At 52.9% G+C, this 16,463-nt stretch carries 15 protein-coding genes; 11 read left to right on the top strand and 4 right to left on the bottom strand.

Annotated features, from left to right (window positions below; all coding sequences use genetic code 11):
* Nucleotides 1-65 precede the first annotated feature (65 nt).
* Entirely contained in the window at nt 66-248 is a 183-nt protein-coding gene (locus M467_RS28275; protein ID WP_021067581.1) for an aspartyl-phosphate phosphatase Spo0E family protein, read from the bottom strand.
* Between the two features lie 192 nt (nt 249-440).
* On the opposite strand from M467_RS28275, the gene M467_RS28270 reads away from it, so the two are divergent.
* Together M467_RS28270 and M467_RS28265 are read left to right on the top strand one after the other, a co-directional pair.
* Nucleotides 441-1,139, top strand: coding sequence for a cytochrome c biogenesis CcdA family protein (locus M467_RS28270; protein WP_021067580.1), 699 nt, complete (start codon nt 441-443; stop codon nt 1,137-1,139).
* 19 nt (nt 1,140-1,158) lie between these two features.
* Entirely contained in the window at nt 1,159-1,611 is a 453-nt protein-coding gene (locus M467_RS28265; protein WP_034797347.1) for a CcdC family protein, read from the top strand.
* A gap of 35 nt (nt 1,612-1,646) precedes the next feature.
* Here the strand turns inward: M467_RS28265 and M467_RS28260 are convergent, their stop codons facing one another.
* The 3 genes from M467_RS28260 to M467_RS28250 form a co-directional block, all read right to left on the bottom strand.
* Entirely contained in the window at nt 1,647-3,209 is a 1,563-nt protein-coding gene (locus M467_RS28260) for a solute symporter family protein (protein WP_021067578.1), read from the bottom strand.
* The gene (locus M467_RS28255; protein WP_021067577.1) at nt 3,206-3,538 is read right to left on the bottom strand and encodes a DUF485 domain-containing protein; all 333 of its coding nucleotides are present in this window, start codon (nt 3,536-3,538) and stop codon (nt 3,206-3,208) included. The genes M467_RS28260 and M467_RS28255 overlap by 4 nt, the downstream gene beginning before the upstream one ends.
* Nucleotides 3,539-3,852: 314 nt before the next feature.
* A complete protein-coding gene (locus M467_RS28250; protein WP_021067576.1) occupies nt 3,853-4,284 on the bottom strand; it encodes a DUF2621 domain-containing protein in 432 nt (143 codons plus the stop codon).
* A gap of 193 nt (nt 4,285-4,477) precedes the next feature.
* On the opposite strand from M467_RS28250, the gene M467_RS28245 reads away from it, so the two are divergent.
* The 9 genes from M467_RS28245 to plsY all read left to right on the top strand — a co-directional run bounded on the left by M467_RS28245 (nt 4,478) and on the right by plsY (nt 16,447).
* Complete coding sequence (locus M467_RS28245) at nt 4,478-6,073, top strand: peptide chain release factor 3 (protein ID WP_021067575.1); 1,596 nt, start codon at nt 4,478-4,480, stop codon at nt 6,071-6,073.
* Between the two features lie 197 nt (nt 6,074-6,270).
* On the top strand, nt 6,271-8,985 hold the full coding sequence (gene acnA / locus M467_RS28240) for an aconitate hydratase AcnA (RefSeq protein WP_021067574.1): 2,715 nt from the start codon (nt 6,271-6,273) through the stop codon (nt 8,983-8,985).
* A gap of 107 nt (nt 8,986-9,092) precedes the next feature.
* Entirely contained in the window at nt 9,093-9,581 is a 489-nt protein-coding gene (locus tag M467_RS28235) for a DUF3939 domain-containing protein (protein WP_021067573.1), read from the top strand.
* 126 nt (nt 9,582-9,707) lie between these two features.
* Nucleotides 9,708-11,276, top strand: a complete 1,569-nt coding sequence (locus M467_RS28230; RefSeq protein WP_021067572.1) for a BCCT family transporter — start codon at nt 9,708-9,710, stop codon at nt 11,274-11,276.
* A gap of 102 nt (nt 11,277-11,378) precedes the next feature.
* On the top strand, nt 11,379-12,062 hold the full coding sequence (locus M467_RS28225) for a hypothetical protein (protein ID WP_021067571.1): 684 nt from the start codon (nt 11,379-11,381) through the stop codon (nt 12,060-12,062).
* A gap of 57 nt (nt 12,063-12,119) precedes the next feature.
* A complete protein-coding gene (locus tag M467_RS28220) occupies nt 12,120-14,381 on the top strand; it encodes an AAA family ATPase (protein ID WP_021067570.1) in 2,262 nt (753 codons plus the stop codon).
* Nucleotides 14,382-14,411: 30 nt separating this feature from the next.
* A complete protein-coding gene (locus M467_RS28215; protein WP_021067569.1) occupies nt 14,412-14,831 on the top strand; it encodes an acyl-CoA thioesterase in 420 nt (139 codons plus the stop codon).
* 75 nt (nt 14,832-14,906) lie between these two features.
* A complete protein-coding gene (locus tag M467_RS28210) occupies nt 14,907-15,821 on the top strand; it encodes a M15 family metallopeptidase (RefSeq protein WP_021067568.1) in 915 nt (304 codons plus the stop codon).
* An 11-nt stretch (nt 15,822-15,832) separates the two neighbouring features.
* The gene (plsY, locus tag M467_RS28205; protein WP_021067567.1) at nt 15,833-16,447 is read left to right on the top strand and encodes a glycerol-3-phosphate 1-O-acyltransferase PlsY; all 615 of its coding nucleotides are present in this window, start codon (nt 15,833-15,835) and stop codon (nt 16,445-16,447) included.
* Nucleotides 16,448-16,463: the final 16 nt, after the last annotated feature.

Genomic DNA, 16,463 nt, shown 5'->3' with positions numbered 1-16,463 from the left:
CCAATACCGGCGTCTTTTTTCCATGGAAAAGGCTCTCCGCAAATGAGATGCGGAGAGCCGTTCATTTAAAAAGTTAGGTGTTCTGAAGCATGTATAGCCAGGACGTGACGTGTGATCAGCTTGTCTAACTCTTGGCTGACGTGAATCACTTCAGGAGACGTCCAACTGTGCTGCGAAGCGATTTCGTACAGTTCATCGCGTTTCTGTTCAATGGCATAATGTAAGTTTTCAGCTGTGATGACCGCCACGGTGTTTCCCCCATCATTATAAAGTCAAAAGTGTTACTTAGGAATATCCAAATCTTAGCATCTAACACTACTGTTTACAAGTTTCATTTCCATTTCAAAGATTACAATTTCAATCAAACAATCGTTGCAGAAAAAGATGCGAGCATTTTGAAAAGGTTTTCGCTATAATGGGGCTGAAAGGTGGAAGATCGCATGGAAGTTACCCTTTGGCTCGCATTTGGGGCGGGCGTCTTGTCATTTTTGTCTCCGTGCACGCTACCGTTGTATCCAGTCTTTTTATCGTATATCACTGGGGTCTCTGTCTCTGATTTGAAGAGCGAAGGACTGCGGCAGCGCACGGCATGGTTTCATACGTTCTCATTCCTCTTCGGTTTCTCTATCGTCTTTCTCGTGCTCGGTTTGTCGACCTCGCTGATTGCCGACGTGTTCATTCAATACAAAGATAGTTTGCGCATGTTCGGTGCCATCCTTATCTTCGTATTTGGTGTCTTTTTGGCAGGTCTCTGGCAACCACGTTTTATGATGCGCGAGAAAAAACTCGCATTAGGAGAGCGCAAGAGCGGCTATTTTGGGACGGCACTCATCGGAATCGGATTCGCAGCAGGGTGGACACCTTGTACCGGACCGATTCTTGCTGGCGTCATCGCCCTCGCGGCGTCGAACCCGAGTCAGGGAATGGGCTATATGTTGGCATACGTCATCGGCTTTGCCATCCCATTCCTCGTTATGGCCGGTTTTGTCGGCAAAATCAAGTACTTGGCACGCAATAGCGCCAAGGTAGCAAGATTCGGAGGCTATTTGATGATGGCTTTCGGCGTCGTATTATATTTTGATGGCATGAACCGCTTCGCTGCTTGGATGAGCGAATTAGTAGGATTCACCGGATTTTAAAGGGGTTGACCGAATGTCGATATTTTGGGGATCGACCCTCGTCGCACTGATGATGGGCTTGATTGCGAGCTTCGTTCGCGTCAAAGCGTCAGCACGTCCGACGAATGCGAAAAAGATTTTGATTCCGCCGCTGGCGATGTCGACGGGCATGTTACAATTTCTCGTCCCGGCGTTTCGGCTGACTTGGCTCGAGGTCGGAGAGGCGCTGATCGTCGGATTGATTTTCAGCGTGTTCCTCATCAAGACGTCGAATTTCGAGAAACGTGACGGGGAAGTTTATCTATCCCGTTCGAAAGCGTTCTTTATCGTCGTGTTTGTCTTATTGGCCATCCGGACGGTCATGAAGGCGTTTCTCGGGGACGAGGTAAACATATTCGCGACGGGCGGCCTGTTCTATTTGATCGCCTGGGGCATGATTGTCCCGTGGCGCATCGCCATGTATCAAAAGTACAAACAAATCGTAGCATCATAAACGGCGTCCCTTGCGAGGGACGCCGTTTTGTCGATTTAAGAAGATTTTTTGGTCATGGCTGCCTCGGTCTCGGCATCGATTCCGGTGTTCGCCTTGACGAGGATCCGTTCGAAGTTTCCAGCGACTTCATCTGACTTCGTCACGTACGTCCCGACGATAGCGGCGAGGAACCCGAGTGGGATAGACACGATGCCCGGATTCGTGAGCGGGAACAGTGCCTCGCCGATAAAGATGGCGGAACCGTCCGGCGCCCATACGTTCGGGCTGATGGCGACGAGGAAGAGTGACGAGAACAAGCCGACGATCATGCCGAACACGGCTCCTCCAGTGTTGAACCGTCTCCAGTAAATCGTGAACAAGATGACCGGCAAGTTCGCACTGGCGGCCACGGCGAAAGCGAGCGAGACGAGGAAAGCGACGTTCATCGACTGTGCGAAAAACGCGAGTCCCATCGAGACGAGGGCGACAGCAATCGAAGCGATGCGGGCCGCCGTGACTTGTTCTTTCTCTGTCGCTTCCCCTTTACGGACGATATGTCCATAGAAGTCGTGGGCGAACGCCGAGGCGGCCGACAAGACGAGACCGGCGACGACGGCAAGGATTGTGGCAAATGCGATTGCCGCGACAAAGGCGAACAACAAGTCGCCGCCGAGCACTTGGGCCAGGAGCGGTGCGGCCATGTTGCCGGCCGGGTTGGCGGCGATAATGGCATCCGAGCCGACGAATGCGGCGGCCCCGAATCCGAGGAAGATCGTCAATATGTAGAACGCACCGATGACCCATGTCGCATAGACGACCGATTGGCGTGCTGTCGGTGCATCTTTGACCGTGAAGAAACGGATAAGGATGTGGGGCAGACCGGCCGTCCCGAGGACGAGTGCCAAGTTGAGCGAGATCGTGTCGAGCGGGAGCTTGAACTTGTTGCCCGGGTCTAAGAAACTGTCGCCGAGCGGCGTTGCCTTGCTTACTTCCGAGAACATGGTGAAGACAGAGAAGTCAAAGCGAGCGAACACGAGAAACGAGATGATGGCGGTCCCGATCATCAATAGCACAGCTTTCGTGATCTGTACCCATGACGTCGCGGTCATCCCTCCGAAGACGACGTACACCGTCATCAAAATCCCGACGACGACGACACTCGTCGTGTATGGGATGCCGAGCAATAACTCGATGAGCGCGCCGGCCCCGACGAGTTGGGCGATCATATAGAAAATTGAGATGACGATGGCGTTCATGGCGGCGACACCGCGCACGCGCGGTTTGTTGAATCGAGCCGCAATCATATCGGCCATCGTATACTTGCCAAGGTTACGGAGCGGCTCGGCCACGAGATAGAGCACGACGAGATAAGCCACTAAGAAGCCGATTGAATAGAAGAAACCGTCAAATCCGGCGAGGGCAATCATCCCGGCGATCCCGAGGAAAGAAGCCGCCGACATATAGTCCCCGGCGATGGCGAGCCCATTTTGGAAACCGGTCAACCCTCCATCGGCCGTATAAAAGTCGCTCGCGGTCTTCGTTTTACGAGCGGCGAAGAACGTGATGACGAGCGTGAGCCCGACAATCGCGAGGAATAATAAAATAGCGGTCCAGTTCATCGGTCGTCCTCCTCTTGTTTGATGGCGGTGACGAGTTCGTCAAACCGACGGGCCCGGCGGCTGTACATCACACAGAACGTCCAGGTCATAAAGAATTGGGCGAAGGCGAGCACCCAGGCCCATGTGATGTCTCCGGCGACCGGGATATTCAAAAAGGTGAAGTAACTTGTCGAGATTGGCAACGTGAAGTAGAAGATAAGAGAGAAGATGATGGATGGAACAATGAACCGATTCTTTTCTCGCATCAGTTTGTGGAACGTCTGGCTCTCGACAATCGCTTCGGCGGAGCGGGTACTGTCGGTTTGCGTGACATGTGTGACATCATGCATATAAAAACCTCCTTCGGCATCAAGATACGTACATTATAGAAATGTAAATAAAGGAAAAGCTATCCATTTTTTTATTGCGTAAAACGAAATTGTTATACTAATATTGGTCATACCACTTTAATGTAAGCGTTTTCAATATTGTCTATATTATGAACATTATTTTTGAATAGTTACTACTCGTGAAAAAGGTACTTTTGACCTACTAGTCGTATGGCACAATTTTGCGAACGGGAGACATAATAAGTCGGCTGCGCCGAGGCGACAGGACGTGTTGGACAAAAAAAGATGTCAGGCAAATAGCCTGACATCTCATCTCATTGTTGGAAGTAATGTTGATACACTTTCCAGTCGATCTGCTCTTCTTCAAGTGCCTTCTTTAAAAACTTATGGTCCCGCTTCGGTGTCGCCGCGATATAACCTTTAACGACGAGTTCAGTCGTCATTTCACGGGCCCGGGTCTCGAGGGCGAACTGTCCGATTTTACCGGCGATTTTGCGGATGGCGACGTCGCGGAACAGCTCTGGTACCGGCGTGACGAGGCGGTCGAGCAACGTTCGTGTCTCCGGCGTCCATAAGTGGCGTGTCTTGTCGATGTAGTCATCCTCGATGTCGAGGAGTGAGCGCCCATCTTCTTTTGGCATTCGTTTCAAAAATTTACGGAACATAAAGTAACCGCCGATCGACATTAACCCGATCATCACGAATCCCCAGAAGACAATGAAATACATCATCAAGTTTTCTGGCATCGTCTTTCCCCCGTTCTGTCATTTCACGATCATTCAAGCTAAGTATACAAAAAAGGGACGCGATACAAAAGCTACAGCTATTAACTCCCTACTATAAAGATGGACGAAACGGGCCGATTTCGTTAGAATAGATAGCGTTGCAATGAGCAAGACATCGTATAAATCGTATTGTCCAGAAAGGAAAGAGCCATACATGAATCAATTAAAACAAGAAGTTGAGAAGCGTCGGATTTTCGGCATCATCTCGCACCCGGATGCCGGTAAGACGACGCTGACGGAGAAGTTGCTCCTTCACGGGGGCGCCATCCGTGAGGCGGGGACGGTCAAAGCCCGCAAAAATTCCAAGCATGCCAAGTCGGACTGGATGGAAATCGAGAAACAACGTGGAATCTCGGTCACCTCGTCCGTCATGCAGTTCGTCTATCAAGACAAGGTCGTCTCGATCATGGACACGCCAGGTCACAACGATTTCGGGGAAGACACGTACCGCGTGTTGACGTCGGTCGACAGTGCCGTCATGGTCATCGATGCGGCCAAAGGGATTGAGACGCAGACGAAGAAACTATTCCAAGTCTGTCGGATGCGGGGAATTCCAATCTTCACGTTCATGAACAAATTGGACCGCCAAGCGAGAGACCCGCTCGAACTCATGGAAGAGCTCGAAGAAGTTCTCGGCATGCCTTCAGTCGCCGTCACGTGGCCAATCGGGAGCGGAATGCAGTTCGAAGGGGTGTACGACCGCCTGAAGAACGAAGTCCACTTGTTCCGTGGCGAGAAATCGACGCTCACGTTGAACGAGGACGGCGTCAATGACCCGATTCTCGCCGACTATTTGACGGAAGAGAACTTGACGAACCTCCGAGACGAAATCGATTTGCTCGACGGTGCCGGCAATGAAATCGAAGTCGATGCGATTCAGCACGGGAAATTGACTCCGGTCTTTTTCGGGACGGCCCTCGTCGACTTCGGCGTGACATCGTTCTTGAACCACTATCTCGCCATGTCACCGGCCCCTGAAGCCCGTAAGTCGAACGTCGGTCCGATCGACCCGACGTCAGAAGAGTTCAGCGGCTTCGTGTTCAAGATTCAAGCGAACATGAACCCGGCCCACCGTGACCGCATAGCCTTCGTCCGCATCTGTTCGGGCGTGTTCGAGCGCGGCATGGACGTCACGCTCACGCGGACAGGAAAGAAAATCAAGTTGAGTCAGTCGACGCAGCTCATGGCCAACGACCGGGAAACGGTCGATCAGGCGTTCGCTGGGGACGTGATCGGGATTTACGATTCGGGGACATACCAAATCGGCGACACGATCACGACGTCGAAACAGAAAATCGCGTTCGAGGCGTTACCGACGTTCCCACCTGAACTGTTCATGCGCGTCTCGCCGATCAACTCGCTCAAATCGAAGCACTTCCACAAAGGTGTGGAGCAACTCGCCCAAGAGGGAGCGATTCAAGTATATCGCAACGAATACAACGAGATTTATCTCGGTGCGGTCGGTCAACTCCAATTCGAAGTGTTCGAGTATCGCTTGAACAACGAATACGGCGTCGACATTCGCATGGAGCCGGTTTCGTACAGCGTCGCACGTTGGGTGAAGGACAAGGAATTGAAGGCGCTCAAGCCGTTCCAGGACTCACGCAACATGCTCGTGACGGATCGTTGGGAGCGTCCCGTGTTCTTGTTCGCCAACGAGTTCACGTTCGACCGCTTCAAAGAACGGTATGAAGATGAGCTCACGCTCGTCGATGCCCTCGACGTCAACGTCGAGATTGGCGCAGAATAATGATTGAAGACGGCTCTTGTCCAAGGGCCGTCTTTTCTTGTTTCAGTGAGTCTGATGTTATTGATAAGTTTTACTTATGACTAATTTGTGACGGAATGTATTTTACGTCACGCTATAGTTGTATTATGATAAACATGTGATAAGTAAGCGATTACGGCACGTGCCGAAGTCGCCGCTTTCAAAAAGGGGGATATCGTATGGAACAGACGAACGTATTAGACGCTTTTAAATCTCGGACGCAGTTCGAGGTCAATGGACAGGCGTACGATTTTTACCGGCTTAAAAAGCTCGAAGAAGAAGGGGTGACGGAACTTAGTCGACTTCCGTACTCGATTCGCGTATTGCTCGAATCGGTGCTTCGCCAACAGGATGGCCGCGCCATCACGAAAGAACATGTCGAGAATTTGGCTAAATGGGGTACTGCCGAAGTTTCGAAAGATATCGATGTTCCGTTCAAACCGGCTCGCGTCGTCCTCCAGGACTTTACGGGTGTGCCAACGGTCGTTGACCTTGCCTCGCTTCGTAAGGCGATGGCTGACCTTGGTGGAGACCCGAACAAAATCAATCCTGAAATCCCGGTTGACCTCGTCGTCGACCACTCGGTTCAAGTCGATGCGTACGGTTTTGCCGGCGCACTCATGAAAAACATGGACATCGAGTTCGAGCGTAACGAAGAGCGCTACAAGTTCTTGCGTTGGGCTCAGACGGCGTTCGACAACTATCGCGCCGTTCCGCCTGCGACAGGAATCGTTCACCAAGTCAACTTGGAGTACTTGGCTTCGGTCGTCCTCGAGAAGAATGACGGAACGGGCAATGTCGCCTATCCAGACTCGCTCGTCGGAACTGACTCGCACACGACGATGATTAACGGTCTTGGCGTCCTCGGTTGGGGTGTCGGTGGAATCGAAGCCGAGGCGAGCATGCTCGGACAACCGTCTTACTTCCCGGTACCAGACGTCGTCGGCGTCAAAATCATCGGTGAAGTCAATCCGGGTGTCACGGCGACAGACGTCGCGCTCGTCGTCACAGAGATGCTCCGTAACGAGAAAGTCGTCGGCAAGTTCGTCGAGTTCTTCGGTCCATCGCTTCACACGATGCCGCTCTCAGACCGGGCAACGATCGCCAACATGGCGCCGGAATATGGTGCGACTTGTGGCTTCTTCCCAGTCGATACGGAAACGCTCAACTACATGCGTACAACTGGTCGCCCAGAAGAATTGATCGACCTCGTCGAAGCGTATTCGAAAGCGAACGACTTGTTCTATACACCGGACCAAGCGGACCCGTCGTTCACGAAGACGCTCACACTCGACTTGTCGAAAGTGCAACCGTCGCTTGCTGGACCGAAACGTCCACAAGACCGAATCAACTTATCAGACCTTCAGTCAGCTTTCGTCGATAGCGTGACGGCACCAGCCGGACACAGCGGCTTCGGTCTCGATCGTGCCGAGCTTGAGAAGAAGGCAGCTATCAACTACACAGACGGCGCTGTCGACATGCGCACGGGTGACGTGGCGATTGCAGCCATCACGAGCTGTACGAACACGTCGAACCCATACGTCATGGTCGGAGCGGGTCTTGTAGCGAAGAAAGCCGTCGAACGCGGTCTCACGGTTCCGAAATTCGTGAAGACGTCGCTCGCACCGGGGTCGAAAGTCGTTACCGACTATCTCGACAAAGCCGGTCTCACGCCGTACCTCGACCAACTCGGTTTTAACACCGTCGGTTACGGATGTACGACATGTATCGGAAACTCAGGTCCACTCGACCGCGAAGTAGAAGAAGCGATCACATCGAACGATTTGCTCGTTTCGTCGGTCCTCTCGGGGAACCGTAACTTCGAAGGCCGCGTCCATCCACTCGTGAAAGCAAACTTCTTGGCGTCACCGCCACTCGTCGTTGCTTACGCACTCGCTGGGTCGGTCAACTTCGATATCATGAACGAATCGTTCGGAACGGACAAAGATGGCAATGAAGTCTTCTTCAAAGATATCTGGCCATCGAACGATGAAATCAAGATGGTCGTTCAAGACGTCGTCTCACCGGAAGCGTTCCGTAAAGAGTACGATACGGTGTTCACGGGCAATGAACGTTGGAACGCGCTTGACGTCCCAGAAGGCAACTTGTATGACTTCTCAGACGACTCGACGTATATCCAAAACCCACCGTTCTTCGAAAACCTCGAGCCGGAAGCAGGAGAAGTGCATGCATTGAACGGACTCCGCGTCATCGGGAAGTTTGCGGATTCGGTCACGACCGACCACATCTCACCAGCCGGAGCGTTTTCGAAAACGACTCCAGCCGGGCAATATCTCCAATCGAAAGGTGTCGCTCCGCTTGACTTCAACTCGTACGGCTCACGCCGCGGAAACCACGAAGTCATGATGCGCGGTACGTTCGCGAACATTCGGATCCGTAACCAAGTGGCACCAGGCACGGAAGGTGGATTCACAACGTACTGGCCGACGGGCGAAATCATGCCGATGTACGATGCGGCCATGAAGTACAAAGAGCAAGGCACGGGACTCGTCGTCTTCGCTGGAAACGACTATGGCATGGGCTCGTCACGTGACTGGGCGGCCAAAGGAACGAACTTGCTCGGCATCCGGGCCGTCATCGCACAAAGCTTCGAACGGATTCACCGCTCGAACCTCGTCATGATGGGCGTGTTGCCACTCCAGTTCATGGACGGGGAGTCGGCCGACTCACTTGGGCTCACAGGCGAAGAAGCGATCGACATCCAAGTTGACGAGTCAGTCCGCCCACGTGATATCCTGAACGTCAAAGCAACGCATGAAAATGGCACAGTGACGGAGTTCAAAGTCGTCGCTCGCTTCGATTCTGAAGTCGAGATCGATTACTACCGCCACGGCGGCATCCTTCAGATGGTTCTCCGCAACAAATTGAAGTAAGCCCACCGACCTTCCTTTGCAAAAAGGAAGGTTTTTTTTGTGAATGTGCGAATATGAGGTGAGAGGATGTCTCATATCGGGAACAGAATGGGGAGAGGGGGGAGTGTATGGAACGACAGACGAATTCAGGAAAAAACTGGTGGCAACGGCTGACGCAAAAAGAGGAAGTGCCGGAGGAAGAGATCGACCTCACGCTTCCACAGTTGCGAGTAGCCATCCATGAATATGAGCAGACGTTACCGAAAGGCGTCAATCGCACGGTCTTGCTCGACGAGGCGCAAGAAATCGACTTGACACGCCTGAAGAAACATTTGCCCGGCAAACCGAGACAGCGGTTTTATATGTCAAAAGAGACGTTTCATATCGTCCCCGAGGACGAGCGGGAATTGGTTTATGAGATGGATCAAGTGCAGCGGGCGCTCGATTTATACTTTGAACAAGAAAAAAAAATACCGTTTCGAAAATTTCAACAGACACTGCAATTGGATTTGACTCGATTACGTGAGGGTGGTTATTTGAAAGTGCTGCCTAAACGGCCTTATTACGTCGTTGACGAGACGTTAATCGTGTCCTTGGAACCGAAACCGCCGGAGTGACGACATGCCATCGTCACTTTTTTTGACTTGGCCGGCCGAGCGCGTCGCGGGGTTGAGTCGGGTTTACAAACTATGTTACGGTGGAAAACGTATATGAAAATAAGAAAATTGAATAGGAGTGAGATTATGGAAAGGAAAAGCAAAGTGACGACCGTTTTTCTCGTTTCAGCCATCATTACGGTCTTATTCACGATCTGGGGTGTCATCCCTGAGAGTATCCTCGGTAACGCCAGTCTCTTAAATGTGACGACGAAACTGCAGGGCTGGCTCTCGAACGGCTTTGGCTGGTTTTATTTACTCAGTGCGACCGGGATTCTACTCGTCGCCATCTTTTTAATCTTCTCGAGGTTCGGGTCAATTCGACTCGGAAAAGATACGGATCGTCCGGAATTCGGCTATCTGTCATGGTTCGCCATGTTGTTCAGCGCCGGGATGGGAATCGGACTCGTGTTCTGGGGGGCAGCGGAGCCGTTGTCTCATTTCCACGCGCCGCCATTCGAGTCAGGCTCCCCTGAAGGCGATGCGCGCACCGCGATGCGCTATTCGTTCTTCCATTGGGGCTTGCATCCATGGGCGATTTACGCGATGATTGCGCTCGCAATCGCTTACTCGACGTTCCGGAAAGGTCGCCCGGCGACGATTGGGGAGACGATTGGCTCGCTCGTCAATGACCGCTACGAACGACCGGTCAAACGAACGGTTGATGTGTTGGCCATCATCGCGACCGCGTTCGGTGTGGCGACATCGCTCGGCTTCGGGGCCCAGCAAATTGCCGGTGGGATTCACTTCTTGATTCCGAACGTACCAAACGCGTTCTCGACCCAAATGATTATCATCGCCGTCGTAACGGTGCTCTATATGATCAGTGCCTCGACGGGACTCGAGAAAGGGATTCGTATCTTGAGTAATACGAACATCTTTCTCGCCATCGTCCTCTTGTTCGCGACGCTCATTGCCGGACCGAGTGCGTTCATTCTCGATCTGTTCACGCAAACGATCGGAACGTATTTGCAACAGTTACCGTCAATGAGTTTCCGGACGGCTGCGTTTGAGCCGGCTGAACGCGAATGGATTAACGGATGGACGATTTTCTATTGGGCTTGGTGGATTTCATGGTCACCATTCGTCGGGACGTTCATCGCCCGTGTCTCGAAAGGACGTACGATTCGTGAGTTCATCATCGGGATTTTGCTCGTACCGACTTCATTCGGTCTGCTCTGGTTCTCCGTCTTCGGTGGTTCGGCCATCTGGGCCGACTTGAACGGCGGGGCAAACTTGATTGCCACGGTCAATGAGATTGGGACTGAAGTCGGATTGTTCGCCTTGTTCGAGACGTTTGGTGGGTTTGGGACGATCCTTAGTATCGTCGCCATCTTCTTGGTCTCCGTCTTCTTCATTACGTCAGCGGACTCGGCGACATACGTGCTCGGCATGTTGTCGACGAACGGAAAACTCGTGCCGCCGATGCGGATCAAGCTCGTCTGGGGCTTCATTCAGTCCTCAATAGCCGCCGTACTCTTATATGTCGGTGGACTCGGGGCGCTCCAAGCGGTCGCAATCCTGGTCGCGTTCCCGTTCATCTTCGTATTAATACTGATGATTGTCGCCTTGTTCAAAGACTTGTCCGATGAACCGGACGAACGGGACAAGTATATTGAAGCGTATAAGCAGGAAGAAGAAGATAAGCTCGGATAAACGGAAAGGGTCTCGGTCGAGGCCCTTTTTTGGTTGTAAATGTTTTGCAGGACCCTCTCGCTAGTGTAGGATAGTAAGTGAAGAAGATTGGGAGGGCATTCTATGAAACAACATGTTAAAAAGCGATTGAGTTGGGTGATTTTTGCCGGAATCCTCATTGTCGGCGCCCTGCTCGCCTATAACTTTTACTCGATTATGAACTTGAATGACGACGAGGGCCGTGTCAACCGGGCCGAACCGTTCTACACATCCGTTGTGATCGGCTATGAAGAGAAAAAATTGCCGGAGAACGGCGAGACGTTGGAAGTTCGTGAATATGAAGTGACATACGATGAAGACGGACACTTCGTATCCGAGGTCGTGGAAGGCCCTAACGTCGGTGCCCGAGCCGAGTGGGACGGAACCGTTTATCGTGAGTTCAACCCGGAAGGCGAGGAGACGAACAGTCAAGAGACGAGCTCCGGCGCCGTGGCTCCGCACCCATTCTTGTCGCGTGCGACGAATGAACAAATTCGCAAATGGCTCGACGATGGGACGCTCGGTTCAAGCGAAGGTGACGTCGATATCATTGGACGGACCGCGCAAGCGTTCGTCAAGACAGAGTCACCTGAGGCCGTCCCGGCAGAGTGGGTCGAAAAGTATCCATCGATTTTCAGTGAAGATGAGAATGAAGAGGCCGTGACGTATTACGTCGATGCGAACGAGCGAATCTTGCTCGCTGCCGAATCACGCAACAACGGGAAGTTGTTCCATTCGATTCGGATGACTTCTTTTGAATCACGATAATCCGGCGAGGAGCAGACTGAAACGTCGGCTCCTTTGTCGTCTAAAAAGGAGAATATTATGAAACAAATCACCTTGGATCAAGTGCAATCCGACTTGACGGCGTGGGAAGCGGGCGGACGCATCGAGGAAGCGGCGTTATTGTCTTACGCCCATTGGTCCCGCGCGACCGGACACCGTCAAGAGTTGATTCGCACCTTGACGCTCCTCGCGACGAGAAGGTTCGAAGCGCGCCAGACCATCGACCCGTTGTTACATCGTTGGGTCAAGGAGTTGGAGTCGCTCAACGCTTTACCGCCAGCGCTGCGCGTCAGTCAATTATACGAAGTGTTGCGACGTCACAAACAGCATTTGCACGTCGAATGGCCGAAATTACGGGAGACGGATTATGCGTCGATGAAAGTCCAAATCTTGACCGAGTACGAGGCAAAGACGTCTGAACTGCTCGAGCAACTCGAACAGCTCCACGACGAGATTGACCGTGCCAAATCCGACCTTCGCGACTCGGAATTCAAAGGACAGCTCGAGCGCTTATTCCTCGTCGTCATCGAGGCGATGCAAGAAGTGGCCGCACTCGAGGATGATACGGCCTCGCTCTTGGCATCGATGCAAGGCAATTACTTCAGCCGTGAGGCGTTCCACCGTTTCGGTGAACGGGTCGTTCTCGTCAAACAGCGCCTCGACACGATTGTCGAGCACTTGCCGGAACAAACAGAACAGGTCCGGTCGAGCGCCATCGAATCCCTTGAGGCAATGATCGGGCTCTCGGACGTGAAGCAACGTGTCAAAGCGTGGTATCGTTTCCTTTTGTTCCAAAAAGAACGGGAGAAGGCAGGATTTTCGTCCAAACATCAACCTTCGCTTCATCTCGTGTTCACCGGAAATCCCGGCACCGGCAAGACGACGCTCGCGCGTCTCATGGCCGAGATTTATTTTGAGCTCGGTCTACTCGCCCGTCCCGACGTCGTCGAGGCGGATCGATCGAGTCTCGTCGGCGCGTTCGTCGGACAGACGGAAGAACAAGTCATGAACAAGGTGAAAGAAGCCGAAGGGGGAGTCCTGTTCATTGATGAGGCGTATGCGCTCAAACGGCAGGATGCGAGCGGAAGTGACTACGGCCAAGCCGCCATCGATACGCTCGTCGCCGCGATGACGAGTGGCGAGTACGCCGGTAAATTCGTCGTCATCCTCGCTGGTTATCCGGAAGAGATGCGTCACTTCCTCTTGGCCAATCCGGGATTACGTTCGCGCTTCCCGGAATCGAACCATTACGAGTTGCCGAACTATAGTGATGACGAGCTCGTCGCGATCGGGGAGAAAGTGGCCGCGGAGAACAATTACGTCCTGACGGTCGAGGCGAAGCGCGCCTTGATTGCGCGCATCGACCGGGAACGGGTCGACGCCACGTTCGGGAACGCGCGCACGGTGCATAACATTTTGCTCGACGCCATGTTCAAAAAAGGGTCCCGCTTCGGTGCCGATGCTCCGCTCGACGAGATGGCCTTGTTGACGGAGCTCGATTTCGAGATGGATGCGACCGAGGACACGTCAGCCCCGACGCTCGACGACTTGGTCGGGATGGAAGAGGCGAAACGGCAACTGCGTGAAATCGAGGCGCTCGTCACGATTCAAAAACGGCGCCGCGAACTTGGATTGAAGACGGCTCCGGTCCAACTTCATGCCGCACTCGTCGGCAACAGCGGAACAGGGAAGACGACGTTCGCTCACCTTTATGCCCAACTGTTGAAGAAGACCGGTTACTTGAAACGCGGACACTTAAAAGTCGTCAGCCGAGCCGATCTCGTCAGCGGTTATGTCGGTCAGACGGCACAGAAGACGAAGGCTGCCATCCGCGATGCACTCGGCGGTGTGTTGTTGATTGACGAGGCTTATAGTTTGAACGGCGGACCGAACGATTACGGTCGTGAAGCAATCGATACGCTCGTCGACGAGATGCCGAAGCACGGGGACAACCTCGTCGTCGTCATGGCGGGATACGAAGCGCCGATGCGGCGATTGATCGAGTCGAATCCTGGACTGAGTAGTCGGATTAAGCGCACCATCCAGTTCGAGGATTACTCGACCGACCAACTCGTCGAGATTGCCAAGACATATGCTGGGAAATTTGGCTATACGTATGACGAGACGGTGGAGCAAGCGCTTAAAGAGCGACTGACTGGTATCGACCGGCCGAACGCGCGGACGGCGCTGTCGTTGATTGATGAAGCCATCGCAAGACAGTCATACCGTTTGATTGAAGGACAGGCTGAAACTGACGACTTGAATCAGATTTTAGTAGTAGATATTAAGACCAAGTTATAATATAATGACCTTGAAAGCGAGGACGATTTAATGCATACGATTCAGATTCCGGTCCGCTACCAAGAGACCGACATGATGGGCATCGTCTATCATGCGAACTATTTAGTGTATCTCGAAATCGCTCGTACTGAATTATTGCGCGAGCTCGGGGTCGAATATAAAGACATGGAACAGGCGGGCTTCGTCTCTCCGGTGACGAACGTCTCGGTCGACTATAAGAAGAGCGTCACGTTCGGCGATACGGTCCACGTCCGGGTATGGGTCGACAGCTATTCCAAAATCCGGACCGTCTATGGCTATGAGTTGACCGATCAAGACGGACATCTCGTCGGTTCGGCGAAGACGACCCACGTCGTCGTCAAACAGGGCGACTTCAAGCCGGTCCGTCTCGACCGCGAGTTTCCAGAATGGCATGACATGTATATGCGTGTCATGAGTCCCGTCACATAACAGTGGTTCTTTTGTACCGTCAGTATGGTATCATATCTTGACGGTATTTTTTGTACAAAGAAAGGGGAAGATCGCATGCGAAAACCATCTCTGTTGATGGTATGCTGCGCCTTGACGCTCACATTGGTGGGCTGTACCACAAGCGACCAAAGTAAAACGGAAGAAGCCGAGAACAAACCGGCCGACACCGAACAACAAACAGAAACTCCGGCCGATACGCCGAAGGATACAGAAGACGAAGTGGTTGAAGAAGCTCCGGCGCCTGAAGCCGAGCCCCCGGCAGAAGACGAGCCTGCGGAAGAACCGGCAGCAGACGAACCTGAGGCCGAAGAAACACCTGTTGTGGAAGCACCGCCTGTAGAAGAATCGGCCCAGACGCCGAGCCAGCCACTCGAACAAAACGGGACGGCGAACGTGAAACTCGATACGCTCATCCTCGTCAATAAACAAATCGCCTTGCCGGCCGGTTACAAACCGACCGACCTCGTGACGGCGAATATCGATTTTGTCGACACGGCGTCCGGGGAGCGAAGAATGCTCCGTAAAGAAGCGGCACAGGCAATCGAAAAATTGATGGCCGGTGCGAAAGCGGCCGGAATCGATTTGAAAGGGACGAGCGCGTTCCGTTCATACGACTATCAAGTGCAATTGTTCAACGCCTATGTCGCCAAAGACGGAAAAGAACAAGCGATGAAGTATTCGGCACCGCCGGGTCATTCAGAACATCAGACGGGACTCGCCATCGACGTCTCGAGCGCCTCGGTCGGGTATCAATTGACACAGAGCCTTGAGCAGACGAAAGAAGGCAAGTGGTTGGCCGACAATGCCCATACGTATGGGTTCATCGTCCGCTATCAACGCGCCTATGAGGCGGAGACGGGTTATATGTTTGAACCGTGGCACTTACGCTACATCGGGGTGGAGCATGCGACGAACGTTCATAAGACGAACGTCCCGTTTGAACGCTACCTCGAGCAATCCATGAATTAAGGGGAATCGCGATGCCTTATTTGACAGAAATCATCATTATCATCATCAGCTATCTACTCGGTTCAATCCCGTTCGCCCTCCTCGTCGGTAAGCTCGGCTATAAAGTCGATGTTCGCGAGCACGGGAGCGGGAACTTGGGCACGACGAACACGTTTCGCGTGCTTGGGAAGAAAGCGGGTACGATCGTCCTACTAGGGGATATGGGGAAAGGCTTGGTCGCGGCATTATTGCCGCTTCTATTCGGGAGCGAAATGAGTCTGCTCCTCGCTGGGATTCCGGCCATCATCGGCCACTCTTATCCCATCTTCGCCAAATTCAAGGGCGGAAAATCGGTAGCGACGAGCGCGGGGATCCTGCTTGCTGCGTTCCCATGGTTTTTCGTCGTCGTCGTCGGCACGTTCATCGTGACGTTGCTTATTTCAAAGATGGTGTCGCTCTCGTCGATGGCCGCCTCTGTCGTCGGACTCGTGACCGTCGTCGCCTATGGCATCATCGCCAAAGACTGGTTGCCGCTCATCGTCATCGTCCCGCTCGCCTTGTTCATCATTATCAAGCACCGCTCGAACTGGCAACGAATCCGTGCCGGCACGGAACCGAAAGTGCCGCTGTTCCAAAAGCGAAAGTAACGATCGATGACCATCC

The organism is Exiguobacterium chiriqhucha RW-2, assembly GCF_000416965.1.
Taxonomy (GTDB): Bacteria; Bacillota; Bacilli; order Exiguobacteriales; family Exiguobacteriaceae; genus Exiguobacterium; species Exiguobacterium chiriqhucha.
Note: the sequence above shows the minus strand (reverse complement) of the source record. Positions and strands in the feature narration are given on the sequence as shown.

What these genes read in the sequence shown, in the direction of transcription:
- M467_RS28270 (WP_021067580.1), top strand. Translation starts at nt 441, where the DNA reads ATGGAAGTTACCCTTTGGCTCGCATTTGGGGCGGGCGTCTTGTCATTT.
- M467_RS28260 (WP_021067578.1), bottom strand. Translation starts at nt 3,209, where the DNA reads ATGAACTGGACCGCTATTTTATTATTCCTCGCGATTGTCGGGCTCACG.
- M467_RS28255 (WP_021067577.1), bottom strand. Translation starts at nt 3,538, where the DNA reads ATGCATGATGTCACACATGTCACGCAAACCGACAGTACCCGCTCCGCC.
- M467_RS28250 (WP_021067576.1), bottom strand. Translation starts at nt 4,284, where the DNA reads ATGCCAGAAAACTTGATGATGTATTTCATTGTCTTCTGGGGATTCGTG.
- M467_RS28245 (WP_021067575.1), top strand. Translation starts at nt 4,478, where the DNA reads ATGAATCAATTAAAACAAGAAGTTGAGAAGCGTCGGATTTTCGGCATC.
- acnA (WP_021067574.1), top strand. Translation starts at nt 6,271, where the DNA reads ATGGAACAGACGAACGTATTAGACGCTTTTAAATCTCGGACGCAGTTC.
- M467_RS28235 (WP_021067573.1), top strand. Translation starts at nt 9,093, where the DNA reads ATGGAACGACAGACGAATTCAGGAAAAAACTGGTGGCAACGGCTGACG.
- M467_RS28230 (WP_021067572.1), top strand. Translation starts at nt 9,708, where the DNA reads ATGGAAAGGAAAAGCAAAGTGACGACCGTTTTTCTCGTTTCAGCCATC.
- M467_RS28225 (WP_021067571.1), top strand. Translation starts at nt 11,379, where the DNA reads ATGAAACAACATGTTAAAAAGCGATTGAGTTGGGTGATTTTTGCCGGA.
- M467_RS28220 (WP_021067570.1), top strand. Translation starts at nt 12,120, where the DNA reads ATGAAACAAATCACCTTGGATCAAGTGCAATCCGACTTGACGGCGTGG.
- M467_RS28215 (WP_021067569.1), top strand. Translation starts at nt 14,412, where the DNA reads ATGCATACGATTCAGATTCCGGTCCGCTACCAAGAGACCGACATGATG.
- M467_RS28210 (WP_021067568.1), top strand. Translation starts at nt 14,907, where the DNA reads ATGCGAAAACCATCTCTGTTGATGGTATGCTGCGCCTTGACGCTCACA.
- plsY (WP_021067567.1), top strand. Translation starts at nt 15,833, where the DNA reads ATGCCTTATTTGACAGAAATCATCATTATCATCATCAGCTATCTACTC.